Consider the following 22,356-nt stretch of genomic DNA (forward strand, 5'->3'; position numbering starts at 1 on the left):
CACTGGCGAAGTGCAAGTGCAAGCAGAAAGCCAGGTCCGGCTGGCGCTGGCTGCGGCGGTGGCGCAGATCGACTGGGCACAGCCGTGGTTCCGGCCGTTCGCCACCATCGGCTCGGCGCTGGGCAGCGCGTTGCGAGGCGGCGCCGACCTGCGCGCCGTCCTCAGCGAAGTGGCCACGCAGCGCGCGCTGCGCAACGCCCGCGGTGTGCCGCTGCGTTTCGTTGCGCAAGCCGAATTGCCCGCCGGCACGGCCTACGAGGCACATATTTACGCCACCGGCGCCGTGCCGACGCGCGACAACCTGCACGATTTCTTCAATGCGCTCATCTGGCTGCATTTTCCCCGTTCCAAACGCGTGCTGAACCGGCTGCAGGCCCACGCTATCGCGGTGGCGGGCGTGCAGGGCCGCCGTGGCAGCCTGCGCGATGCCGCGACCTTGTTCGACGAGAACGCCATTCTGTTCCTGAGTGCCGACAGTGGCCTGGAGTCTGTTTTGCGCGGTTTCGGCTGGGAGCACCTGTTCGTGGCGCGGCGGGATGTCTGGGACGGTAGCGAGCATGCCGGCAGCCGTGACAGCACCGCCCGCTGCAGCGTGGTGCCCTTCGGCCACGCCTTGCTGGAGAAGCTGGTGCGGCCCTATAAGGCCCTGACCGCGCATGCATGGCCGCTGGCCGTCCCGCCGGCTGCAGGCGCCGCGCTCCCCGGCTCGCTCGACGATTCCGTGTGCGCCTCGTTGGAAGCGGCCGAGCTGCACAGCGGCCGCTTTGCGCCGTTGCCGGTGCTGGGCATTCCCGGCTGGTGCGAAGCCAATCGCGATCCGGCCTACTACGCGGATACCACGGTGTTCCGTCGCGGGCGCCGCGCGCAGGCCGCATGAGGGTGGCCGGTTCGTGGCCAAACGGTGTTAGACTGCGGGCCGCAAAGCAGGCCAGACAATCGCTGCTTGCACCCTCGTGGTGCAAGGGGAGGAAAGTCCGGACTCCATAGGGCAGGGTGTTGGCTAATAGCCATCCACGGCAACGTGCGGAATAGGGCCACAGAGACGAGTCTTGCCATCGGGTTCGCCCGATGGGAAGGGTGAAACGCGGTAACCTCCACCTGGAGCAATCCCAAATAGGCAGGCATTGAGGCGGCCCGCTGAGCCTGCGGGTAGGGAGCTTGAGCCGGTCGGTAACGACCGGCCTAGAGGAATGATTGTCACGTGCCGGCAACCGCAAGGAAGCCGGCGCGCACAGAATCCGGCTTATCGGCCTGCTTTGCTTCTGATTCTTTAGCGTGGCGCGCACCCATCCCAATTGGGGGCGCCACCGCCGGCTCCCCCGGGGCTGGGCAGGCGCCAGGCGCCTACACCTCTACAATTTCCATCGTGTGCGTGATTTCCGCCGTCTTGGCCAGCATGATGGAGGCCGAGCAATACTTGTCGTGCGACAGGTGGATGGCACGCTCGACCGCGCCGGGGTTCAGGTTGCGCCCGCTCACCGTGAAATGGAAGTTGATCTTGGTGAACACCTTCGGGTCTTCGCTGGCGCGCTCCGCTTGCAGCTTCACGCTGCAGCCGCGCACATCCTGCCGGCTCTTCTTCAGGATCAGCACCACGTCATAGGCGGTGCAGCCGCCGGTGCCCAGCAGAACCATTTCCATCGGACGCGGGGCAAGGTTGTGGCCGCCGCCCTCGGGCGCACCGTCCATCGCCACGATATGGCCGCTGCCCGTCTCGGCCACGAAACTCATGCCGTCGGTGCCCATCCAAGTTACTTTGCATTCCATTTTGTTCGATCCTGCGTTCTAGTGAGTGCGTATTCGATCATGAACACGCGATTTCAAAGCTTGCTTTTTGAGTATAGGCCACTTAGCTAGAAGCGCCGTAACTCGACAATTTTCCCGAAAACTGAAGCTTTCTTCTAAGATGACAGTGCTGTGACAACACGATCAATCATTAAGTTGTTGATTTTATTATATAAAAAATCTCCCTGTGCCTCTTGATGGTTTTTCACAATGCGGAACAACATTTCGCACTGCAAATTTCCTTGCGCTGGGAGAGCGCTCATGTATAATTTGAATCATTGAACGACGGCGCACAACACGGCGCAGAGTGCGAAAGCGAATCGGATGGTTTCAGCCACATTCGCCGGCCCGCACCACGATCCAGCCCCGTCGATCTCCCGGTGTCTCCTCCACCCTCCTCCTTTGGTGGATTCAAACCCAAGCTCAATAGCTTGGGTTTTTTTTATTCTGCGCCAGCCAGGCCGGATGCACATCCTGCTGTGAAGTGCTTCATGGCTTGCTTTTATGCTGTTTGCTGCCATTCCGGATGGCGAGCAGCGCACGGAGCGGCACCATCTTGGCGTTCTTCCCTAACTTTCCTTGTGCTCCGGCCTCAGTCCGCAGTATACTCGTAGGCTTTTCCGTCATGCCCGCGGGAAGGAATTCAGGGAGAGCCTGCACATACAAGCAGGAAGGTCAGATCCTAAGGGTCGGCCGACGACGTAAAGTCAATGTTTCGGGCAGGTTCTACAAGTCTCAGGAAAAATCATGAAGACCTTTTCCGCAAAGCCTGCAGAGGTTAAGCGCGACTGGTACGTGATTGACGCGACGGACAAAGTCCTCGGCCGTGTTGCCAGCGAAGTGGCACGCCGACTGCGCGGCAAGCACAAGCCGGAATTTACTCCGCACGTCGACACGGGTGATTACATCATCATCGTCAACGCAGGCAAGCTGCGTGTCACGGGTACCAAAGAAACCGACAAGAAGTACTATCGTCACTCGGGTTACCCGGGCGGCATTTACGAAACGACGTTCGGTAAGATGCAGCAACGTTTCCCGGGCCGTGCCCTGGAAAAAGCTGTGAAGGGCATGTTGCCGAAGGGCCCGCTGGGCTATGCGATGATCAAGAAGCTGAAGGTTTACGCCGAAGCCGAGCATCCGCATGAAGCGCAGCAGCCTAAAGCGCTGGAAATCTAAGGGGGCCATCCATGATCGGAAATTGGAATTACGGTACTGGCCGCCGCAAGAGCGCAGTGGCTCGGGTCTTCATCAAGTCGGGCAAGGGCGATATCATCGTCAATGGCAAGCCCATCAATGAGTATTTCGCTCGCGAAACCTCGCTGATGATCGTGCGCCAGCCGCTCGAACTGACTGCCAACGCACAGACCTTCGACATCAAGGTCAACGTCACTGGCGGCGGTGAAACGGGTCAAGCCGGCGCAGTGCGCCACGGCATCACCCGTGCACTGATCGACTACGATGCCACCCTGAAGCCGTCGCTGTCCAAGGCCGGTTTCGTCACGCGCGATGCGCGTGAAGTGGAACGTAAGAAGGTCGGTTTCCACAAGGCGCGTCGTCGGAAGCAATTCTCGAAGCGTTAATGTGTGTTCGGCGGGTCCGGTTCAACCGGATCTGGCCGTTCAGAAAAAACCGCACGGTTCGCCGTGCGGTTTTTTTTTTCGCCGCTAGCGCCGGTGAAGGCGCGTGCAATGCCGCGCAACGGCAGGCTATCACCACGTTTTACAAATACTTTGCATCTCCCCGGATACAATCCCTGCTCTTGCCGTCCGGAGAACCCGACCATGATGCATTGGATGCGATGGCCTGCCGACCTGCACCGCGCCCGCCTGACGGTGCCGCGAGCCCGCGGCGCATGAAGTATCGCGTGCTGCGCCCGCGCCGGGGCTCACTATCCGGGAGCCTGGCGGTGCGTTCGCATCTGCCGTGGCCGCTGCGCGTGCTGGGCGCCGCCGCGGCGCTCGTCGTCGTGCTCGTGGTGGTGGTGGTCGCCGCGCGTTGGGCGTACGACGCTGGCCGGCGGCTGACGGGTGCGCCGGATATGACGGCGGAAAACAAGGCGCTGCGCGAGCAGGTGGCGGCGATGACGGCTCAGCACGAGCGCTTGCAGGCGGTGGCCAACACCGCCGAGGCGCAGTTGCAGATGGCCCGCAGCGCCCAGGAGGCGCTGGCCGGGCAGTTGAAGACGGCGGAAGGCGAGGTCGCTCAACTCAAGGAAGACCTGGCATTTTTCGAGGGCCTGCTCCCGGCCAGCGGCAATACGTCCGGCATCCATGTGCGGAGTTTTCGCGTGGGTCTTGATGAAGCCGACCCACTGAAGATGCACTATCGATTGCTGATAATGCAGGGTGGATCCAAGGCTTTTTCATCCTTGCCGGAGTTCCGCGGTGAGTTACAGTTGGTCGTTTCGCTGTTGCGGGATGGCAAGCCGGTCACCCTGAGCCTGCCGGAAAATGGCGCCGGTTCGTTGCCTGGCCTGCAGGTCACGCACTACCAGCGGATCGAAAGTGCCTTTGCGCTGCCTGCCGGCGCCACAGTGCGGGCGGTCACGGTACGAATTTTGCAAAACGGTCAGTTGCGCGCGACCCAGACGGCCATGCCGTGAGGGTGCGCTGGGCCAGCAACGAAAAAAGGGACCTATGTTGTTTTCCAAAAAGAAGGGCTTGTCGATCGATACCCTGATTGGCCAGCACAGCGTGATCCAGGGCGACCTGACGTTTTCGGGTGGCCTGCGCCTGGATGGCCGGGTACGCGGCAACGTGACGGCGGCTGCCGACCAGGCGAGCATGCTGGTCATCAGCGAAAAAGGTGTGGTCGAGGGCGAAGTCCGGGTCGGGCACCTGATTCTCAACGGCACGGTCACCGGGCCTGTGCACGCGACCGAGCTGCTGGAGCTGCAACCGCACGCCCGCGTGCAGGGCGAGGTGCACTACGCCGCGCTGGAAATGCACCAGGGGGCATTGGTGGAGGGCCGTCTCGTGCCGCTCGGCAATGCGCAACCCAAGGCGCTGCCCAACCTGGTTCTGGCATCCGGCACGCAAGAATCCGCCTGATACGGCACCCGTGGCCTGGTTGCATCAACAGAACCCCTTGAATTCACGGGGTTTCGGCACGATCTTCCCGGAGCGCTTAAAATACAGGCGTATCTACATAGGAGAACCCCATGAACGCAGTCGCAGAGGCACCCGTTACCGAGGACATGCCGGCCCCGTTCGTCTTTACTGACAGCGCTGCCGACAAGGTCAAGCAGTTGATCGAGGAAGAGGGCAATGCCGATCTGAAACTGCGCGTGTTCGTGCAGGGCGGCGGCTGTTCCGGCTTCCAGTATGGCTTCACCTTCGACGAAGAGGTGAACGAGGACGACACCACGCTGGACAAGAATGGCGTCACGCTGTTGATCGATTCGATGAGCTACCAGTATCTGGTGGGCGCCGAGATCGATTACAAGGAAGACATCAACGGCGCACAGTTCGTGATCAAGAACCCCAACGCAAGCACCACCTGCGGTTGCGGCTCTTCGTTCTCGGTATAAGGCTCGCAAGGGCGCCGCGGCTTCCGACAGGTTCTCGCGGCAATAAAAAAGCGCACTTTGGTGCGCTTTTTTATTTATGCGTCCCGGCGCCAGACCACCGGGAACCAGTCCTCGCGCATCCGCTCGCCGCTGGCCAGGCCGATTCCGGGGAAGGGCGGCGAGGTGCGGCCAGGCCGCTCCAGGTAGCGCACGTCGTCGCCCAGGAAGCGTGCCGAGAAGGCGCGGCGGCGTCCCGTGCCGGTATTGCCCGCGGCACCATGTACCGTGCGGAAGTCGAACACCACGGCATCGCCCGGCTCCAGCTCCGGTATCAGGATTGTGTGGCTGCCGTCGTCCACGTCCGGCATCTCCATGAAGCGGTCGCTGCCAGCATAGAAATTCTCATTGCTGGCCCAGCGCTTGGGCCTGACCAGTTTGGGCCAGCGGTGCGAGCCCAGCACCACGCGCAAGGTATTGGCGGTGGTGACAGGGTCCAGTGGGATCCAGTAGCTCGCGGTCTGCAGGCCATCCACGCAGTAGTAGGGCAGGTCCTGGTGCCACGGTGTGGGCTTTGCCGTGCCCGGTTCCTTGACCAGGATGTGCTCGTGGAACACCTGGACGGCCTCGGCCTGCATGATGTGGCCGGCGATGGCTGCGGCCGGTGAGCGCCGGATGAAGTCGGCGAACGGCTGGATGCGCTCCCAGTTGCAGTAATCCTCGAAAAAGCGGCCGCGCTCACCGCTGCCGACGTTCTCGATGGCAAAAGGGCCCGGCTTCGCGAGATTCTGCTCGAATCCTTCGCGCAGCGGCGTCACCCAATCAGTGAAGGCGCCGCGCAACACCAGGGCGCCGTCGCGCTGGTAGGTCTCGATTTCGGTTGCGGTGATGTGCATGAGGGTCCCGTGGATGGCTGGCTTGGGACGAGTATCGGGGCAGCATGGCAATAGGAAAAGAATATATTTCCTATGCTGTAGTATAGGAAATCATGATTGGATTCTCCTTCCGCCAGCTCGAGTATTTTGTCGCGGCCGCCGAGCACGGCAGCATCAGCGCGGCTGCCCGTGCGCGCCACGTATCGCAGCCTTCCGTGTCGCAGGCCGTGGCGCAGCTTGAGGAAACGCTAGGCGAGACCCTGTTTCGCCGCCAGGTCAGCCGCGGTCTGGAGCTGACGCCGGCTGGCCAGCGCCTGCTGGGCCGCGCCCGCGACATCCTGGCGCTGGCCGCCGGCCTGGCAACCGATGGCGTGGACCAGGCACAGGCGCGCGGCCTTAGCGGGCAACTGTCGCTGACGTGCTTCCAGGATCTTGGCGCTTACTACGCACCGCGGCTGCTGGCCGGCTTCCGGCGGCTGCATCCGCATGTTGCCGTGACGCTGTTCGAGGCCGACCTGGCCACGGTGCATCGCACGCTCGCTGCCGGCAAGGCGGAACTGGCGCTGACCTACGATCTCGGCTTCGACCAGCGCATTGCGCGCTGGATACTTGCCCGGCTTGCGCCTTACGCGCTGCTGCACCCCGGCCATGCGCTGGCCGCCCAGCAAAGCGTAAGTCTGAAAGACCTTGCTGGCGAACGGCTGATCCTGGAGGATATTGCGCAAACACGTGAGTACTTCCTCTCGCTGTTCTGGGCGCACGGCTTGCGCCCGCAACTGCACCAGTACACGCAGACCTTCGAGATGCAGCGCGGCCTGGTGGCGCACGGCTATGGCGTGGCGCTGTCATGCACGCGCCCCGCGGGCGACCACAGCTATGACGGGCAGCCCATCGTTTGCTTGCCGCTGCGCGAGGCCGTGGCGCCGCAGCGCGTGGTGCTGGCGCGTTCGCCAGCCATGCGGCCTTCGCCCGTCGCGCAAGCGTTTATCCAGTGGGTTTGCGAGGCAGGCCACGCCGAGCCGGCGTGAGGGTGGCGAGGTGTGGCTATCGAGGGTAGAGCGCGCCCAAGACACGCGGGCCGGCCGCGCCAGTGACGGTAGGCACATTGCCCGGCGCCCCGTGCAGCATCTGCCGCGCCAGCCACGCAAAAGCGATGCCCTCCACCTGTGATACCGGAACGCCCAGTTCGTCCGAGCTTTGCACCGTGACAGCGGGCAGCGCCTGCGCCAGCAACGCCATCACCAGGCGGTTGCGGGCGCCGCCGCCGCACACAATCAGCCGCGCCGCGTCGGGCGCGTGCTGCTTGACATCGCGGGCGATGGCTTCGGCGCTCAGCGCGGCCAGCGTGGCCTGCACGTCGGCGGGATCGAGTGCCGTGCCGTGCTGGGAAAGATGATTTTCCAGCCAAGCAGGATGGAACAGGTCGCGGCCCGTGCTCTTGGGCGGGGCCACGCTGAAATAAGGCTCGGCCAGCAGGCGCGCCAGCAGCGCCTGGTCGACCTTGCCGCTGGCGCCCCAGGCGCCGTCGGCGTCGTAGGCCAGGCCGTGATGCCGGTCGATCCAGTAGTCGAGCAGCACGTTGCCCGGGCCGCAGTCGAAGCCGGTGACCGGCCGCGCCGCGCCGCCTTCGCTGGCGGCGGGCAGCACGCTGATATTGGAGATTCCGCCGATATTGCAGGCCACCCGTGTCTGGGCGGCGTCGCCGAACAGCGCCTGGTGCACCGCCGGTACCAAGGGTGCGCCCTGGCCGCCGGCCGCCACGTCGCGGCTGCGGAAATCCGCCACCACGTCGATGCCCGTCAACTCTGCCAGCAGCGCGGGTTGCTGGCTCTGGCGGGTATAGCCGATGCCGTCGTACAAGCCGGGCCGATGGCGCACGGTCTGGCCGTGCGCACCGATTGCCGCGATGGCCTCCGGCGCCAGCCCGGCATTGCGCAGCAGGGTTGCCACGCAAGCCGCATAGACGCGCGCCAGCCCATTGGCGGCCAGCGCCTCGCGGTGGATTTCATCATCGCCGGGCTGCTGCAGCGCGCTGAACGCGTCGCGCAGTTCGGCCGGGAAGGACTGGAAGGCCGCCGCCAGCACCGTGGGCCGTGGCCCCGAGAAATCGACCAGCACGCCGTCCGCGCCGTCCATGCTGGTGCCGGACATGATGCCGATAAAGCAGTCTGGGGACGAAGTTGGCATGCTGGGCAGGCTCGATGGATCAATTGCTGGCCGAAGCCACGTTGTAGGTACGCAGCGCGTTGATGCGGCTGAGCATCTCGCTGGTATAGCTCAGGAACTGCTGGCGCGCCGGGCCGGACAGAGCGGGCGTGTCGAGCGCGGCGATGGCCAGCGGGTTCAGCGGCACATCGTTGACGCGGAACTCGTAGTGCAGGTGCGGGCCGGTGGCCCAGCCGGTCTGGCCGACGTAGCCAATGACCTCGCCTTGCGACACATGCTGCCCGCGCTTCATCGTGGCAAAGCCGGACAGGTGCGCGTAGTAGGTGGAGTAGCCGCTATGGTGCTTGAGGATGACGATGTTGCCGTAGCCGTTCTGCTGACCGACAAACTCGACTTCGCCGTCGCCGGTGGCCATCACCTTGGTGCCCGTAGGTGCGGCAAAGTCCACGCCCTTGTGCTGTGCCCAGTGGTGGTGCAGCGGATGGTCGCGCCCGCCAAAGCCCGACGACACGCGCGAGAACTCCACCGGCGAGCGCAGGAACGGCCGCTTCATGCTGCGCCCGTCAAAGGTGTAGTATGCGCCCTGCTTGCTGCCTTCCGGTGCGTACCAGAGCGCCTGGTGCAACTGGTTGTGGTTGATCAGCTCGACCGCCATCACGCGCCCGTTGCGCACGAACGCACCGTCGCGGAAGCCCGCTTCGTAGACGATGCGGAAGCGGTCTCCGCTGGTGATGTCATGGTGGAAATCGATCACGCCGGAGAAGATCGATAGCATCTGCTGGACGATCTCGTCGGGCACATTGGCCGCGTCCATGGCCTTGAAGAAGCCACCCGAGGCAATGGCGCCGGACAGCATCTCATAGTGCAGCTCGTTCTTCACCGACTGCACGCGGGCCTTGTAGACCGGATCGGCAGGGTCGCCCGCGCGTTCGATCACCAGTTCGCGGGAGGCGTTTGCGTCACCACCGAGATTGGCTTGCAGCGACACCAGCAGGTTGTTCTCGTCAACCTCGGCCTGCACCGTCTGGCCGGGATTGAGGTCGAACAGGCCGCGCGCGGTGGTGTTGCGGCGGATAAAGGCCTGCGCATCGGGGTCGTCCACACCGAGCCGCTTGAGCAGGCTGGCAATGGTGTCGCCGCGCTGCATGCGCTCTTCGCGCACAAAGGTGGCGTCGGTTTCGGTAAGCTGTTCGAGTTGCGTGCGTAGATCGGGCAGGCGTATCGCCTCCCGGACACGCGGAGCCTGGGGGTCGTCGAAGGCGCTACGGGGGGCCACGCCCATGGCGGCTGCCATGCCCAGCGTGAACACCGTACCCACCGCCGCTGTCAACTGCTTGCGCCGACGGGCGTGCAGGGCATTGGTAGGATCGACCAGAACCACCAGCTCCCGCGCGAAAACTTCGCGGAGTCTGGACCACATCACGTAAAATTCACTCTTTGTTTCGGGCTGCGTTGCCGCGACGATTTTTTGCCTCGTCTGCCTTCCTCCCCGGAGGTGCGGCGCCTGCCATATTGGTTTGCCGCCTAGAATGGCGGTTGGCCCACGGGAACAATCCCGTTTGCACAAGAAGCGCGGATTATACCAAAACCGGCCGCAAGCCGTTTTGTGCCGCGGTCTGAATTCTCATGTTTTTCAAAGACTTACGTCATGACTGAAGTTTCCTCCGGCGCTGCCACTTCCTACCCCCTCACGCCCACCGTGATGCACGCCCTGGAGGTGTCCAAGCGCGGTTGCGACGAACTGCTGGTCGAATCCGAATGGCTGGCCAAGCTCGCGCGCAGCGAGGCCACCGGTGTGCCGCTGCGCATCAAGCTGGGGCTGGACCCGACCGCGCCCGATATCCATATCGGCCACACGGTGGTGCTCAACAAGATGCGTCAGTTGCAAGACCTGGGCCACCAGGTCATCTTCCTGATCGGCGATTTCACCTCCACCATCGGCGATCCGTCCGGGCGCAACGCCACCCGTCCTCCGCTCACGCGCGAGCAGATCGAGGCCAACGCCCAGACCTACTACAGCCAGGCGAGCCTGGTACTGGATCCGGCCAAGACCGAGATCCGCTACAACAGCGAGTGGTGCGATCCGCTGGGCGCGCGCGGCATGATCCAGCTGGCGGCCAAGTACACCGTGGCGCGGATGATGGAGCGCGACGACTTCACCAAACGCTTCCGCACTGGGATTCCGATTTCGGTGCATGAGTTCCTTTACCCGCTCATGCAGGGCTACGACTCCGTCGCGCTCAAGGCCGACCTGGAACTGGGCGGCACCGACCAGAAGTTCAACCTGCTGGTGGGCCGGGAGCTGCAGAAGGAATACGGCCAGGAGCAGCAGTGCATCCTGACCATGCCGCTGCTGGTGGGCCTGGATGGCGTGGAGAAGATGTCCAAGTCCAAGGGCAACTACATCGGCGTGACCGAAGCCCCGAGCGAGATGTTCGGCAAGCTGATGAGCATCTCGGATGACTTGATGTGGAAGTACTACGAGCTGCTGTCGTTCCGCCCCATGAGCGAGATCGACCTGATGAAGCAGGAGATCTCGCTGGGCCGCAATCCGCGCGACTGCAAGGTGATGCTTGGCCAGGAGATCGTCACGCGCTTCCACAGCGCGGCCGACGCGGACCGCGCGCTCGAGGATTTCAACCACCGCGCGCGCGGCGGCGTGCCCGACGAAATCCCCGAGGTCAGCCTTTCCGGCGCACCGCTGGGCATCGGCCAGTTGCTCAAGCAGGCCAATCTGGTGCCGTCCACGTCGGAAGCCAACCGCAATATCGAACAGGGCGGCGTCAAGATCGACGGTACCATCATCAGCGACAAGGGGCTGAAGGTCGAGGCCGGCAGCTACGTCGTGCAGGTGGGCAAGCGCCGCTTCGCACGCGTGACGCTGGCTTGAGGCCGGGCAGGAACGGCTCATGATTGCGTTGATCCAGCGGGTCGCCCAGGCCCGCGTCACTGTCGATGGCCGCACCACCGGGGAGATCGGCGCCGGGCTGCTGGCGCTGGTCTGCGCCGAGCGCGGCGACGCCGAAGCGCAGGCCGAACGCCTGCTCGCCAAGCTGCTGGCCTACCGTGTGTTCTCCGATGAGGCCGGCAAGATGAACCTGCCCGTGCAGGACATCGATGGCCGTGGCACGCGCGGTGGCCTGCTGGTGGTGTCGCAGTTCACGCTGGCCGCCGATACCAACAGTGGCACGCGGCCCAGTTTCACCCCGGCCGCGGCGCCCGCCGATGGCGAACGCCTGTACAACCATTTCGTGGCGCGTGCGCGCGCCGCGCACGGCGAGGTGCAGACCGGCGAGTTCGGCGCCATGATGCAAGTCAGCCTGGTCAACGACGGTCCGGTCACCTTCTGGCTGCGCGTGCCGCCGGCCGCGCCGTCCGCCCACTCCCAGCCAGCCCAGGCCAGCCGCTGATGCGGCGACGGCCTGACCGGACATGACCCAGGACATGACCCAGACAGTCACCCTCTACATCGCCACCAGCCTCGACGGCATGATCGCTTCGCCGGATGGCAGCGTGGACTGGCAACTGGCGGCGCACCGCGCCTTCGACGACGGCCTGCTGCAGCTCAGCTACCGCCGCCGCACGTCACCGCCGGGACCGGCCTTGGCCTGATCCCGCATGCCGCGCAGTGCGCGGCGCAACCCAGCAAGGAGAGAAACATGAAGCTCTGGAGCAAGGCATTCAGCGACAACGGGCCGATTCCGATCGAGTTCGCTTTCGGTGCGATCGACCCCGCCACCCACGTGACGCTGTCGAGCAACCGCAATCCCGACCTGCACTGGGACGAGGCCCCGGCCGAGACGCGTTCCTTCGTGCTGATCTGCCACGATCCGGATGTGCCCAGCCGTGGTGACGACGTCAACCAGGAAGGCCGCGAAGTGCCCGCTTCGCTGCCGCGCGTGGACTTCTTTCACTGGGTGCTGGTGGATATTCCGATGGGGCTGCGCACCATCTCCGCGGGCACCCACAGCGATGGCGTGATCGCGCGTGGCAAGCCGGGCCCCGAGGCCACCGGCGGCACGGCCGCGGCAGGTGGGCTGCGCCACGGCCTGAACGACTACACCGGCTGGTTCGCCGGCGACCCGGACATGAAGGGCGACTACTACGGTTACGACGGCCCTTGCCCGCCGTGGAACGACAGCCTGGTGCACCACTACGTGTTCACCGTCTATGCGCTCGACCTGGACCGCCTGCCGCTAGAGGGCACCTTCACCGGCGCCCAGGTGCGCGAGGCCATCCAGAGCCATGTGCTGGCGCAGGCTGCCTACACCGGCACCTATACCCTCAACCCGAATCTCGCCGGCCAGCCGGCGAAGTAAGCACGGGCCGCGCGGCGCGCAAGCGCTGCGCGCCCGGGGGCGCCATGACAGCACAGCGTAGCGCCGCCAAGATCGCCTAAAGGAAACGGCATGTCGCAATTGCCCGGGCCGCATTCGCTGGCCTTCACCCACCTGATCCTGATCCGCCACGGCGAGACAGCATGGAACCGCGAGCGGCGCCTGCAAGGCCAGCTCGACATTCCGCTCAACGCCACCGGCGTGGCGCAGGCGGATGCCCTGGCCCAGGCGCTGGCGGTCGAGCCGATCGATGCGGTCTACGCCAGCGACCTGTCGCGCGCGATGCAGACGGCGGCGCCGCTGGCCGAGGCGCTCGGCCTGGCGGTGCAGCCCGATCCCCGCTTGCGCGAGCGCTGCTACGGCTCGCTCGAAGGCATGACCTACGCGGAAGTGGCCGAGCAGCTGCCCGAGGATTTCGCCAGGTGGCAAGCGCGGGTTCCCGACTACGCGCCCGATGGCGGCGAGTCCTTGCTGGCGTTTCATGAGCGCGCGGTGGAAGCCGCGCTGGCGCTCGGGCGCCGCCATCCCGGCGAGCGCATTGCCCTGGTGGCCCACGGCGGCGTGCTGGACTGCCTGTACCGCGAAGCCAATGACATGACGCTGGAGGCGCCGCGCCGGCACGAATTGCTCAATGCCAGCATCAACCGGCTGCGCTGCGACAGCGTGCGGCTCACGGTCATGCAATGGGCGGACGTGGGCCACCTGGAAGCGCTCACCCTCGACGAAGTCGACCGCAGGGTGCCCTGAGCCGCGCTGGCTGCGCCAGGCGCGTCTTACACCCGCAGGCGGAAGGGCGTGAAATCGGTATTGCGGTCGTAGTAGTCTTCGCGCTCGGCGCGCTTGAGGAAGTTCACCACCTTGTAGGTGACCGGCGTCATCACCACTTCCCACGTGGTCTTGAGGAAGTACTGGGCAATGGCGACCTGGATCACTTTCTCCAGCGGCCAGATGCCGTAGAAGGCGATCACGTAGAACAGCGAGGAATCGACCAGCTCGCCGGCCAGCGTGGAGCCGATGGTGCGGGTCCACAGCCAGCGGCCGTTGGTCCACAGCTTCATCTTGGCCAGCACATAGCTGTTGGTGAAGCTGCCGCAGCAGAACGCGATCAGCGAGCCCAGCGCGATGCGCCAGGTATTGCCGAAGACGTCTTCCAGGCTCTTTTGGTAATCGCTCATGAAGGGCGCCACCGGCATCTTCAGCACCACCAGGCTCATGAAGGTGGCGAACGCCAGCGCCGCGAATCCGGCCCAGACCACGCGGCGATCGCGCCCGTAGCCGTAGACCTCGGTCAGCACGTCCCCAAAAATGTACGAAATCGGGAAGAACAGCACGCCCGCGCCGAAGGTCACCGGACCGATCACCGGCAGCGTGACCTGGGCCGCCTTGGCCGCGCCGATCAGGTTGGAGCACAGCAGGACCGTGACGAAAGCCACCATCACGAGATCGTAGTAACGATAGACGCGCCCGCTGTGGGCGGGCGTGGCGCTTGACATGGTCATCGGGGTGTTCCAGGGGCGATTTTTGGGCGATTATGCCAGCCGCGCCGCCACCTTGCCCCGCCACACTGTAGACGAGCGCGTGCCCTGGCCGGGTCGCCCCGGGCCAGGGCTGCCTGCGCGGGCTGCGGCTAGATGTTCAGCTTGCTGATCTTGGAGCCGTCCAGCGACACATCGAACATCAGCCCGGCATTGGTCTGCACGAAGCCGATCACAGGCTGCTGCCCGGTGATCGTATCGAGTTTGCCGTTGGCACCGACCTTGGCTAGCGCCACGCCGGCATCCGCACCGACCGTCCAGCCGCTGCTGTTGACGAACTTGTTGTAGGCATCGGGCGTCATGAACATCAGCACCACCGATTTGGACTGGCCGCCGGCGGTCGCGCCGACCGAGGCCGAGGTGGTGCGGTAATAGCTCACCGAGGCGCCCTTGGAGCGCAGCACGCCCTCGCCGTATTCGCCGCCGACCACCAGCCCTGCCGACAGCACTCGCGGGAACACGAGGATGCCCTGGGCGCGTGAGGCCAGCTCGCGCGAGCTGTCGACCGTCGCGAACAGCCGGTTGAGCGCCCCGTCGGCACCCGCGTCGATCTCTTTCTTCTTGGCCGCCGCGTCGGTTGGCGCATTGGTGCCGGTGGTGGTGCAGCCAGCCGCGAACGCGGTGGCCACGACCAGGCCCGAGCCCGCCAGCCGGCTGACAAAGTGGCGTCGATTCATGTGCTCTCTCCTGTCTGGGATCAGTTAGCCGGCCGTCGGGCATCTGCCGTCAGTTGTCGCCTTGCCTTGGCGGTCGGGGCTAAGTCATTGTGGACAAGGAGGAAGCAGCCAGCAATGCACGACAAAAGAATTGTCTGCGGGCCTCGAAACTACTTAATGCGGGTTTCGATGTGCGGGTTTCGATGCCGCTCAGGCCGGGGCCGAATCGCTCTCGCCGGGCGCCGCCAGCCCGAAGTGCCGGTAGGCGGCGGCCGTGGCCATGCGGCCCCGCGGCGTGCGCTGCAGGTAGCCCTGCTGGATCAGGAAGGGCTCGAGCACGTCCTCGATGGTGTCGCGCTCCTCGCCGATGGCAGCGGCCAGGTTATCCACGCCCACCGGGCCGCCGCTGAACTTGAGCAGGATCGCTTCCAGCAGCTTGCGGTCCATCAGGTCGAAGCCGACCGCGTCCACGTCGAGCATGGCGAGGGCGGCGTCCGCGATGGTGCGAGTGATGTTTCCATCTCCTTTGACTTCCGCGAAGTCGCGCACGCGGCGCAGCAGCCGGTTGGCGATCCGTGGCGTGCCGCGCGCGCGGCGTGCGATTTCCAGCGCGCCCAGCGGGTCGATGCGGGCACCCAGCAGCTGGGCGGAGCGCGTGACGATGCGCGACAGCTCCTCGGCGGTGTAGAACTCCAGCCGCGCCACGATGCCGAAGCGGTCGCGCAGCGGGTTGGTCAGCATGCCCGCGCGGGTAGTGGCGCCGACCAGCGTGAAAGGTTGCAGGTCCAGCTTGACCGAGCGTGCAGCAGGGCCTTCGCCGATCATGATGTCGATCTGGTAATCCTCGAGCGCCGGGTACAGGATTTCCTCGACGACCGGGGACAGCCTGTGGATTTCGTCGATGAACAGGACGTCGTTGGCTTCCAGGTTGGTCAGCAGCGCCGCCAGGTCGCCCGGGCGTTCCAGCACCGGGCCGGAGGTCTGGCGCAGGTTGACGCCCATTTCGCGAGCGATGATGTGCGCCAGCGTGGTCTTGCCCAGCCCCGGCGGCCCGAACAGCAGCACGTGATCGAGCGCTTCGCGCCGGTTGCGCGCGGCGTGCATGAAGATGTCGAGCTGGCCGCGCACTTTTTCCTGGCCGACATATTCGTCGAGCAGCTTGGGACGCAGCGCCCGCTCGAAGGCCTCCTCGTTGGGGGAGACGGCGGTGGGGGCGATCACGCGATCGGCGCCCCGCTCGGTGGCTAGCTTGTCGGTTTCGATCATGTTACGGATGCGGGCAAATTGGTTGGATTGTAGCCCTTCCGGGCATGGCGCCGGCCGCGCGAATCCTGCGCGCGCCGCGCAGGCTCAACGCCGGGAGCCTCCTTGGCCCGGCCGGGTCAACCCTTGGATAGCGATTTCAGCGCCATCTTGATGCCGTCGGACACGCCGGTGCCTGCGGGCACCTGCTTGATCGCCAGCGCCGCCTCTTTCTCCGAGTAGCCGAGCGCAAGCAGCGCGTTGAGGATGTCGACGGCGTTGTCGTGCACCGGCGTGCTGCCGGGCGCTGCCCCAAGCTCGGCGCCCAGCTTGCCTTTGAGTTCGAGCAGCAGGCGCTCGGCGGTCTTCTTGCCGATGCCCGGCACGCGCGTCAGCCGTCCGGCTTCCTGCAGCGTGATGGCCTGCGCTAGTTCGCTGACCGACATGCCGGATAGCACCGCCAGCGCCATGCGCGCGCCGATGCCGGTGATCTTGATCAGCTCGCGGAAGGTGTTGCGCTCGGTGGCGCTGCCAAAGCCGTACAGCAGGTGCGCGTCCTCGCGCACGATCTGCTGGGTCAGCAGGGTGACGGGATGGCCGACGGCGGGCAGGTTGTAGAAGGTGCTCATCGGCACGTCAATCTCGTAGCCGACGCCGTGGCAATCGACCAGCAGGTGCGGGGGATTCTTCTCGATGAGGGTGCCGGCGATGCGTCCGATCATGGTGTAGTGTCTGCAGCGAATTACGGCGCGCGCGCCGGGATGGGAAGGGAGTGCGGCGGCCAGCGCGGGGAAAGGCCCGCCATCGCGAAGGCCGCCAGTGTAGCCCAGCGTGCGGCGTACCGGCGCGGCCGGGCTGCATTAGCTATTGGCTATCTGCTATCTGCTATTGGCCCAGCGTGTCCACCGCCTGGCGTCCCAGCGCGGGATCGTCGGTGAAAAAGCCGTCGATGCCGGCGGCGAGGAAGGCTTGCACCTCGCGCACCATGCCGCTGGGGCTGCGCGTGGCATCGTCGCCGCCGGTGCGCAGGTTGCGCGGCAGGAAGGTGTTCTCGGGACGGAAAGTATAGGGATGAACCAGCAAGCCTGCCGCATGCGCGTTGCGCACCAGCGCGGTCGGCGTGCCGAGGTTGCCGTTGGCGTCGCGGGGCACCACGCTGGACTTCTCCGGGCCGATGCCGTTGGCGTAGCTGGCCACTTCGCGCAAGCCGATCGGCGTCATCATGTCGGCGTAGGTGCGGGTGTCGCCAGCCAGGCGCCAGTCGGCAGGCCGGTTCTTCGCGCCGCCCATCAATTGGATCAGCTTCACATTCGGCATGCCCTGGGCCAGGCGCTGGCGCATCTCGCGCAAGTTGCCGGTCTCGAAGGACTGCACGAACACCGGCGCGCTGCGCGTGTACGCATGGGCTTGCAGCGTGGCCACCAGCTTCTCCTCCAGCGGCAGGCCAATGCCGCGGAAATAGCTCGGGTGCTTGGTTTCCGGGTACAGGCCGATCACGCGGCCGCTGCGTTGCGATGCCTTGGCCACCAGATCGATGATTTCGTCGAAGGTGGGAATCTCGAACTTGTCGTTGTACTGGGTATTGGCCTTGCGCACCTGCGCAATACGCTCGCGCGCGCGCAGCGTCTTGAGCTCGGCCAGCGTGAAGTCTTCGGTGAACCAGCCATCCAGGCGTTCGCCGTCGATTACCTTGATGCGCTTGCGGCTGGCGAACTGGGGCAGCTCCGCCACGTTGGTCGTGGTGCCGATCTCGTTCTCGTGCCGGGCCACCAGTACGCCGTCGCGCGTCATCACCAGGTCTGGTTCCACCACGTCGGCACCGTCGTCGATGGCGCGTTGGTAGGACGCCAGCGTGTGTTCAGGGCGCAGCGCGCTAGCGCCGCGATGCCCGATCACCAGCGCCTTGGGCACGGCCGGGGCTGGGGCTGCCGGGACAGTGGCCACGGGCGGCGGCGCGGCGCAGCCGGCGAGAACCGCGGCGGCCAGCGCGGACAACAGCGCCGGCAGGCGAGCGGAGCGAGGCGGATTCAAGGCGCGGAACGCGCGAGGCGAGCGGAGCATGCGGCATCCTTTGACGGGCGATCGCTCGATTGTAAGAGACTTGAAGGTGCCAGCGGCTGCCTGGCCGCCTGGGCTCGCTCAGCCGATCAGGCGCCCACGCCGTACCCGCATGCCCTTGCGCACCAGGTCCGGGGCCAGCCCGGTCAGGGCGGTGAGCGTGTTGCTGCCATTGGCATGGCAGATTGCCATGCCCAGGGCGTCCGCCGCGTCGGAACTGGGGCGTCCCGTCAGGCTCAACAGGCGCATCACCATTTCCTGCACCTGCTCCTTGTTGGCGCGGCCGTAGCCGACCACCGCCACCTTCAACTGAAGTGCCGTGTACTCGAACACCGGCAGGCCATGCGTGACCAGCCCGCAGATCGCCGCGCCGCGGGCTTGGCCCAGCAACAGCGTGGATTGCGGGTTGACGTTGACGAATACCTTCTCGATTGCGGCGCAATCGGGCGCGTAGGTGCGGGTGACTTCGCTGATGCCGTCGAAGAGGGTTTTCAGCCTTGCCGGCAGGCCGCTGTCGCCGTCGCTCTTGATGGTGCCGGAGGCGATGTAGGTTAGCTTGTTGCCGTGCTTTTCCAGCACGCCGAAGCCGGTGGTACGGAGGCCGGGGTCGATGCCGAGGATACGCATGGGGGTCGGGCTCGGCTTTTAATGGGTGATGGGGGATTGTAACGTTGGGAGGGGAGGGGCGACTGTTACTGCTACTGCTACTTCGATTGCAACGGCCTGAAGTCAAAAGCAACTGCAATTGCAACTGCAGTTTCACCACCCCTGCGGGGCGGAGACCTACTTTCTTGTCTTGCCAAGAAAGTAGGCAAAGAAGGCGCCCCATACGGCCTTGGCACACCTTCACGGCTCGCTTCGCATCGCGCTTGGGTGATTTCCGCCCCTCGGGCGGGAATCACGGCTACACCGAATCCTTCACCTTGTCCGCTGGTTGGCTCCCCTCTCCCGCCTGCGGGAGAGGGGCCGGGGGAGAGGGCGGGCGCTCGCGATGCCGCGATGAGTTCGTTTGCCAAGCCCGCTGCAACCGCACGGACCAGGCCCGGACCTCAATGGCGGAAGTGGCGCACGCCGGTCAACACCATTGCGATATTGCGCTCGTCGGCCGCGGCGATCACTTCGTCGTCGCGCATCGAGCCGCCCGGCTGGATGACGCAGGTGGCACCTGCGTCCACCACTACGTCCAGGCCGTCGCGGAACGGGAAGAAGGCGTCCGATGCCACGGCCGAGCCCGCCAGCGTGAGGCCGGCGTTCTGCGCCTTGATGCTGGCGATGCGGGCCGAGTCCACGCGGCTCATCTGGCCGGCGCCGACGCCTAGCGTCATGCCGCCGCCACAGAACACGATGGCGTTCGACTTGACGAACTTGGCCACGCGCCAGGCGAACATCAGGTCGTCCATTTCCTTGGGCGTGGGCTGGCGCTTGGTCACCACGCGCAGTTCGTCCCGCTGCACGTTCCTGGCGTCGGGGCCTTGCACCAGCAGGCCGCCGCCGACGCGCTTGAAGTCATACGGGTTGAGGCCGTTGCCCAGCGGGATTTCCAGCAGGCGCACGTTCTGCTTGGCAGCAAACACGGCGCGCGCGCCGGCGCTGAACGACGGGGCGATCAGCACTTCGACGAACTGCTTGGCCACGGCTTGGGCGGCGGCTTCGTCCAGCTCGACGTTGAAGGCGATGATGCCGCCGAAGGCCGAGGTCGAGTCGGTCTTGAGGGCTTTTTCGTAGGCTTCCAGCGCATTGGCGCCGATTGCCACGCCGCACGGGTTGGCGTGCTTGATGATCACGCAGGCCGCGCCGGTGGCAGCGCCGAAGGTCTTGACGCATTCCCATGCCGCATCGGCGTCGGCGATGTTGTTGTACGACAGTTCCTTGCCTTGCAACTGCGTGTAGTTGGCCAGCGCGCCGTCGGAGGCTTTCAGGTCGCGGTAGAAGGCGGCTGACTGGTGCGGGTTCTCGCCATAGCGCATTTCCTGCACCTTCTCGAAGGCCAGGTTCAGCGTCTGCGGGTAGGCGCTGCGGGTCTGGTGCGCCTTGTCCGCGCCGAGGCTGGTCAGGTAGTTGGTGATGGCGCCGTCGTACTGCGCGGTGTGGGCGAACACCTTGGTGGCCAGGCGGAAGTTGGTGTCGTAGCCGACGCTGTTGGCGTTGGCGCGCATTTCTTCCAGCACCGGCGCGTAGTCGGCCGGGTCCACGATGACGGTGACGTCGCGGTGGTTCTTGGCGGCCGAGCGCAGCATGGTGGGGCCGCCGATGTCGATGTTCTCGATGGCGTCCGGCAGGGAGCAGTCATCCTTGGCCACGGTTTGCTGGAACGGGTACAGGTTCACGACCAGCAGGTCGATGGTGGGGATGTTGTGCTCGGCGAGAGCCGCCATGTGCTCGGGCAGGTCGCGGCGGGCCAGGATGCCGCCGTGCACCTTCGGGTGCAGGGTCTTGACGCGGCCGTCGAGCATTTCGGGGAAACCGGTGTAGTCGGCCACCTCGGTGACGGGCAGGCCGGCATCGGCCAGCAGCTTGGCGGTGCCGCCGGTGGAGAGCAGCGCGACGCCGAGCGAGTTGAGCTCGCGGGCAAATTCGACGATGCCGGTCTTGTCGGATACGGAGAGGAGGGCTTGCTTGATCATGGCTATGGGGAGACGCTTCAAAGTAAACCGTGCTGCTGCAACTTCTTGCGCAGCGTATTGCGATTGATGCCCAGGTAGGCGGCCGCGAGCGACTGGTTGCGCTCGGCGCGCGCCATCACTGCTTCCAGCAGCGGCCGTTCCACGGCTTCGAGCACCATGTTGTACATATTCGACGGCTCTTCACCGTCCAGGTCGCGAAAGTAGGCACCCAGGCTGTCCCGGATGCACTGGTCGATAGCGTTGCGGCTCATGCGGCAAGCAACTCCCCGTTATTGTTGTTGTTCGACTTGTTGCATTTCTCGTCGTCGGCGTCATCCGTGCCGTCCGCGCCGTCTTCCACATAGACCAGGCGCTCGGACAGCAGCGCCTGCTCATCGAAGAATTCGTTGACCGCGGCGAGCTGGGCCGTGGTGCTGTCCAGCGTGTTCATGCGGTGGCGGAACAGGTTGGCGCCGGCCAGGCCGCGCGTGTACCAGGCAATGTGCTTGCGCGCGGTGCGCACGCCGGTGAACTCGCCGTAGAAGTCGTAGTGGTCTTCCAGGTGCGCGTTCATGATGGCGCGGATCTCGGCCACTTCCGGTGACGGCAGCAGCTCACCGGTGGCCAGGTAGTGCTCGATCTCGCGGAACAGCCAGGGCCGGCCCTGCGCCGCGCGGCCGATCATGATGGCGTCGGCGCCGGTCACGGCCAGCACATGCTTGGCTTTTTGCGGCGTGGTGACGTCGCCATTGGCGACCACGGGGATGGAGAGCGCTGCCTTGACCGCGGCAATGGTCTCGTACTCGGCTTCGCCCTTGTACAGGTCGGCGCGCGTGCGCCCGTGCACGGTGAGCATGCTGATGCCGGCGTCTTCCACCATGCGCGCGATGCGAAGCGCATTGCGGTTCTGGCGGTCCCAGCCGGTACGGATCTTGAGCGTGACGGGCACGCGCGGATCGACCTCGGCCACGGCGGCGACCACCGCCTGGACGATGCGCACCACCAGCGGCTCGTTTTGCAGCAGCGCCGAGCCGGCGGCCACATTGCACACCTTCTTGGCCGGGCAGCCCATGTTGATGTCGATGATCTGCGCGCCGCGCTCCACGTTGTGGCGCGCGGCCTGCGCCATCATGGCCGGCTCGGCGCCGGCGATCTGCACCGCGATGGGCTCGACTTCGCCCGTGTGGTTGGCGCGCCGCATGGTCTTTTCGCTCTTCCACAACTGTGCGTTGGAGGCGACCATTTCGGACACCGCATAGCCCGCCCCCAGCCGTTTGCACAGCTGGCGGAATGGCCGGTCCGTCACACCGGCCATGGGCGCGACGAACAGGTTGTTGCGGAGTTGGTGCGGTCCGATTTGCACGATAGAGACTGGTAGCGACTGTAGCGACTGACGAGGGGCCGCAAGGCGGCCCGCAACTAGACAAAAATGAAAATGGCATGCCCTGCCGAAACAGTGCTCGGCGTCATTCAGTGGGCATGTGTGAGGGCAGGATTTTACCGCCAAACGCCCCGGGTTGCTCAAGATTTGAGCAAATATTGCACCGGGCCGGATTGCAAACAATGTTGACAACAGGGCCGCCGGCGGCCCTTG

General features: G+C 65.3%; 25 protein-coding genes and 1 other RNA gene. 13 read left to right on the top strand and 13 right to left on the bottom strand.

Annotated features, from left to right (window positions below; all coding sequences use genetic code 11):
- Nucleotides 1-10: 10 nt before the first annotated feature.
- Together AC1RQK_RS32885 and rnpB are read left to right on the top strand one after the other, a co-directional pair.
- The gene (locus AC1RQK_RS32885) at nucleotides 11-877 is read left to right on the top strand and encodes a DUF3025 domain-containing protein (protein ID WP_492375705.1); all 867 of its coding nucleotides are present in this window, start codon (nucleotides 11-13) and stop codon (nucleotides 875-877) included.
- A gap of 43 nt (nucleotides 878-920) precedes the next feature.
- Nucleotides 921-1,262: RNase P RNA component class A (gene rnpB / locus AC1RQK_RS32890), an RNA gene on the top strand.
- 82 nt (nucleotides 1,263-1,344) lie between these two features.
- Here the strand turns inward: rnpB and AC1RQK_RS32895 are convergent.
- Entirely contained in the window at nucleotides 1,345-1,767 is a 423-nt protein-coding gene (locus tag AC1RQK_RS32895) for an OsmC family protein (protein ID WP_150987978.1), read from the bottom strand.
- Between the two features lie 765 nt (nucleotides 1,768-2,532).
- Here AC1RQK_RS32895 and rplM point away from each other — a divergent pair.
- The 5 genes from rplM (at nucleotide 2,533) to erpA (ending at nucleotide 5,314) form a co-directional block, all read left to right on the top strand.
- Nucleotides 2,533-2,961, top strand: a complete 429-nt coding sequence (rplM, locus tag AC1RQK_RS32900) for a 50S ribosomal protein L13 (protein WP_006156415.1) — start codon at nucleotides 2,533-2,535, stop codon at nucleotides 2,959-2,961.
- 11 nt (nucleotides 2,962-2,972) lie between these two features.
- The gene (gene rpsI, locus AC1RQK_RS32905) at nucleotides 2,973-3,365 is read left to right on the top strand and encodes a 30S ribosomal protein S9 (protein WP_006156414.1); all 393 of its coding nucleotides are present in this window, start codon (nucleotides 2,973-2,975) and stop codon (nucleotides 3,363-3,365) included.
- 272 nt (nucleotides 3,366-3,637) lie between these two features.
- A complete protein-coding gene (locus tag AC1RQK_RS32910) occupies nucleotides 3,638-4,387 on the top strand; it encodes a DUF6776 family protein (protein ID WP_492375704.1) in 750 nt (249 codons plus the stop codon).
- A gap of 34 nt (nucleotides 4,388-4,421) precedes the next feature.
- The gene (locus AC1RQK_RS32915; protein ID WP_174427448.1) at nucleotides 4,422-4,835 is read left to right on the top strand and encodes a bactofilin family protein; all 414 of its coding nucleotides are present in this window, start codon (nucleotides 4,422-4,424) and stop codon (nucleotides 4,833-4,835) included.
- Nucleotides 4,836-4,945: 110 nt separating this feature from the next.
- A complete protein-coding gene (gene erpA / locus AC1RQK_RS32920) occupies nucleotides 4,946-5,314 on the top strand; it encodes an iron-sulfur cluster insertion protein ErpA (RefSeq protein WP_017225530.1) in 369 nt (122 codons plus the stop codon).
- 74 nt (nucleotides 5,315-5,388) lie between these two features.
- Here the strand turns inward: erpA and AC1RQK_RS32925 are convergent, their stop codons facing one another.
- Nucleotides 5,389-6,186, bottom strand: a complete 798-nt coding sequence (locus tag AC1RQK_RS32925) for a phytanoyl-CoA dioxygenase family protein (protein ID WP_492813568.1) — start codon at nucleotides 6,184-6,186, stop codon at nucleotides 5,389-5,391.
- Nucleotides 6,187-6,278: 92 nt separating this feature from the next.
- Between AC1RQK_RS32925 and AC1RQK_RS32930 the strand changes: the two genes are divergently transcribed.
- A complete protein-coding gene (locus tag AC1RQK_RS32930; protein WP_492375702.1) occupies nucleotides 6,279-7,193 on the top strand; it encodes a LysR substrate-binding domain-containing protein in 915 nt (304 codons plus the stop codon).
- Between the two features lie 16 nt (nucleotides 7,194-7,209).
- Here the strand turns inward: AC1RQK_RS32930 and AC1RQK_RS32935 are convergent, their stop codons facing one another.
- Together AC1RQK_RS32935 and AC1RQK_RS32940 are read right to left on the bottom strand one after the other, a co-directional pair.
- Entirely contained in the window at nucleotides 7,210-8,352 is a 1,143-nt protein-coding gene (locus tag AC1RQK_RS32935) for an anhydro-N-acetylmuramic acid kinase (RefSeq protein ID WP_492375701.1), read from the bottom strand.
- Nucleotides 8,353-8,371: 19 nt separating this feature from the next.
- Nucleotides 8,372-9,751: a M23 family metallopeptidase gene (locus AC1RQK_RS32940; protein ID WP_043343687.1), complete on the bottom strand. Its 1,380-nt coding sequence runs from the start codon at nucleotides 9,749-9,751 to the stop codon at nucleotides 8,372-8,374.
- 228 nt (nucleotides 9,752-9,979) lie between these two features.
- Between AC1RQK_RS32940 and tyrS the strand changes: the two genes are divergently transcribed.
- The 5 genes from tyrS (at nucleotide 9,980) to AC1RQK_RS32965 (ending at nucleotide 13,415) form a co-directional block, all read left to right on the top strand.
- A complete protein-coding gene (gene tyrS, locus AC1RQK_RS32945; RefSeq protein ID WP_492813569.1) occupies nucleotides 9,980-11,221 on the top strand; it encodes a tyrosine--tRNA ligase in 1,242 nt (413 codons plus the stop codon).
- A 19-nt stretch (nucleotides 11,222-11,240) separates the two neighbouring features.
- Nucleotides 11,241-11,741, top strand: coding sequence for a D-aminoacyl-tRNA deacylase (gene dtd, locus AC1RQK_RS32950; protein ID WP_492813570.1), 501 nt, complete (start codon nucleotides 11,241-11,243; stop codon nucleotides 11,739-11,741).
- A gap of 34 nt (nucleotides 11,742-11,775) precedes the next feature.
- A complete protein-coding gene (locus AC1RQK_RS32955) occupies nucleotides 11,776-11,943 on the top strand; it encodes a hypothetical protein (protein WP_492375698.1) in 168 nt (55 codons plus the stop codon).
- Nucleotides 11,944-11,990: 47 nt separating this feature from the next.
- Nucleotides 11,991-12,650, top strand: coding sequence for a YbhB/YbcL family Raf kinase inhibitor-like protein (locus AC1RQK_RS32960; protein ID WP_492813572.1), 660 nt, complete (start codon nucleotides 11,991-11,993; stop codon nucleotides 12,648-12,650).
- 90 nt (nucleotides 12,651-12,740) lie between these two features.
- Entirely contained in the window at nucleotides 12,741-13,415 is a 675-nt protein-coding gene (locus AC1RQK_RS32965) for a histidine phosphatase family protein (protein WP_492375696.1), read from the top strand.
- A gap of 26 nt (nucleotides 13,416-13,441) precedes the next feature.
- On the opposite strand, the gene AC1RQK_RS32970 is transcribed toward AC1RQK_RS32965, so the two are convergent.
- The 9 genes from AC1RQK_RS32970 to dusB form a co-directional block, all read right to left on the bottom strand.
- Nucleotides 13,442-14,167 carry a queuosine precursor transporter gene (locus tag AC1RQK_RS32970; RefSeq protein ID WP_492375695.1) on the bottom strand — a complete coding sequence of 242 codons (726 nt, stop codon included), beginning with the start codon at nucleotides 14,165-14,167 and terminating at the stop codon, nucleotides 13,442-13,444.
- A 128-nt stretch (nucleotides 14,168-14,295) separates the two neighbouring features.
- The gene (locus AC1RQK_RS32975) at nucleotides 14,296-14,880 is read right to left on the bottom strand and encodes a BPSL1445 family SYLF domain-containing lipoprotein (RefSeq protein ID WP_492375694.1); all 585 of its coding nucleotides are present in this window, start codon (nucleotides 14,878-14,880) and stop codon (nucleotides 14,296-14,298) included.
- 189 nt (nucleotides 14,881-15,069) lie between these two features.
- Entirely contained in the window at nucleotides 15,070-16,125 is a 1,056-nt protein-coding gene (gene ruvB, locus AC1RQK_RS32980; protein WP_043343714.1) for a Holliday junction branch migration DNA helicase RuvB, read from the bottom strand.
- Between the two features lie 116 nt (nucleotides 16,126-16,241).
- Entirely contained in the window at nucleotides 16,242-16,823 is a 582-nt protein-coding gene (ruvA, locus tag AC1RQK_RS32985) for a Holliday junction branch migration protein RuvA (RefSeq protein ID WP_150988018.1), read from the bottom strand.
- Between the two features lie 163 nt (nucleotides 16,824-16,986).
- Nucleotides 16,987-18,162: a glycerophosphodiester phosphodiesterase gene (locus AC1RQK_RS32990; protein WP_492813576.1), complete on the bottom strand. Its 1,176-nt coding sequence runs from the start codon at nucleotides 18,160-18,162 to the stop codon at nucleotides 16,987-16,989.
- A gap of 78 nt (nucleotides 18,163-18,240) precedes the next feature.
- Complete coding sequence (gene ruvC / locus AC1RQK_RS32995; protein WP_174427462.1) at nucleotides 18,241-18,786, bottom strand: crossover junction endodeoxyribonuclease RuvC; 546 nt, start codon at nucleotides 18,784-18,786, stop codon at nucleotides 18,241-18,243.
- 422 nt (nucleotides 18,787-19,208) lie between these two features.
- Complete coding sequence (gene purH, locus AC1RQK_RS33000; protein ID WP_183034453.1) at nucleotides 19,209-20,783, bottom strand: bifunctional phosphoribosylaminoimidazolecarboxamide formyltransferase/IMP cyclohydrolase; 1,575 nt, start codon at nucleotides 20,781-20,783, stop codon at nucleotides 19,209-19,211.
- Between the two features lie 17 nt (nucleotides 20,784-20,800).
- Nucleotides 20,801-21,034 (bottom strand): Fis family transcriptional regulator, encoded by a 234-nt coding sequence (locus AC1RQK_RS33005; protein ID WP_006156396.1) that lies wholly within the window; start codon nucleotides 21,032-21,034, stop codon nucleotides 20,801-20,803.
- Nucleotides 21,031-22,125: a tRNA dihydrouridine synthase DusB gene (gene dusB, locus AC1RQK_RS33010; protein WP_492376410.1), complete on the bottom strand. Its 1,095-nt coding sequence runs from the start codon at nucleotides 22,123-22,125 to the stop codon at nucleotides 21,031-21,033. The genes AC1RQK_RS33005 and dusB overlap by 4 nt, the downstream gene beginning before the upstream one ends.
- Between the last annotated feature and the right edge of the window lie 231 nt (nucleotides 22,126-22,356).

The sequence above is a fragment of the Cupriavidus sp. GW822-FHT02D05 genome, assembly GCF_058802485.1.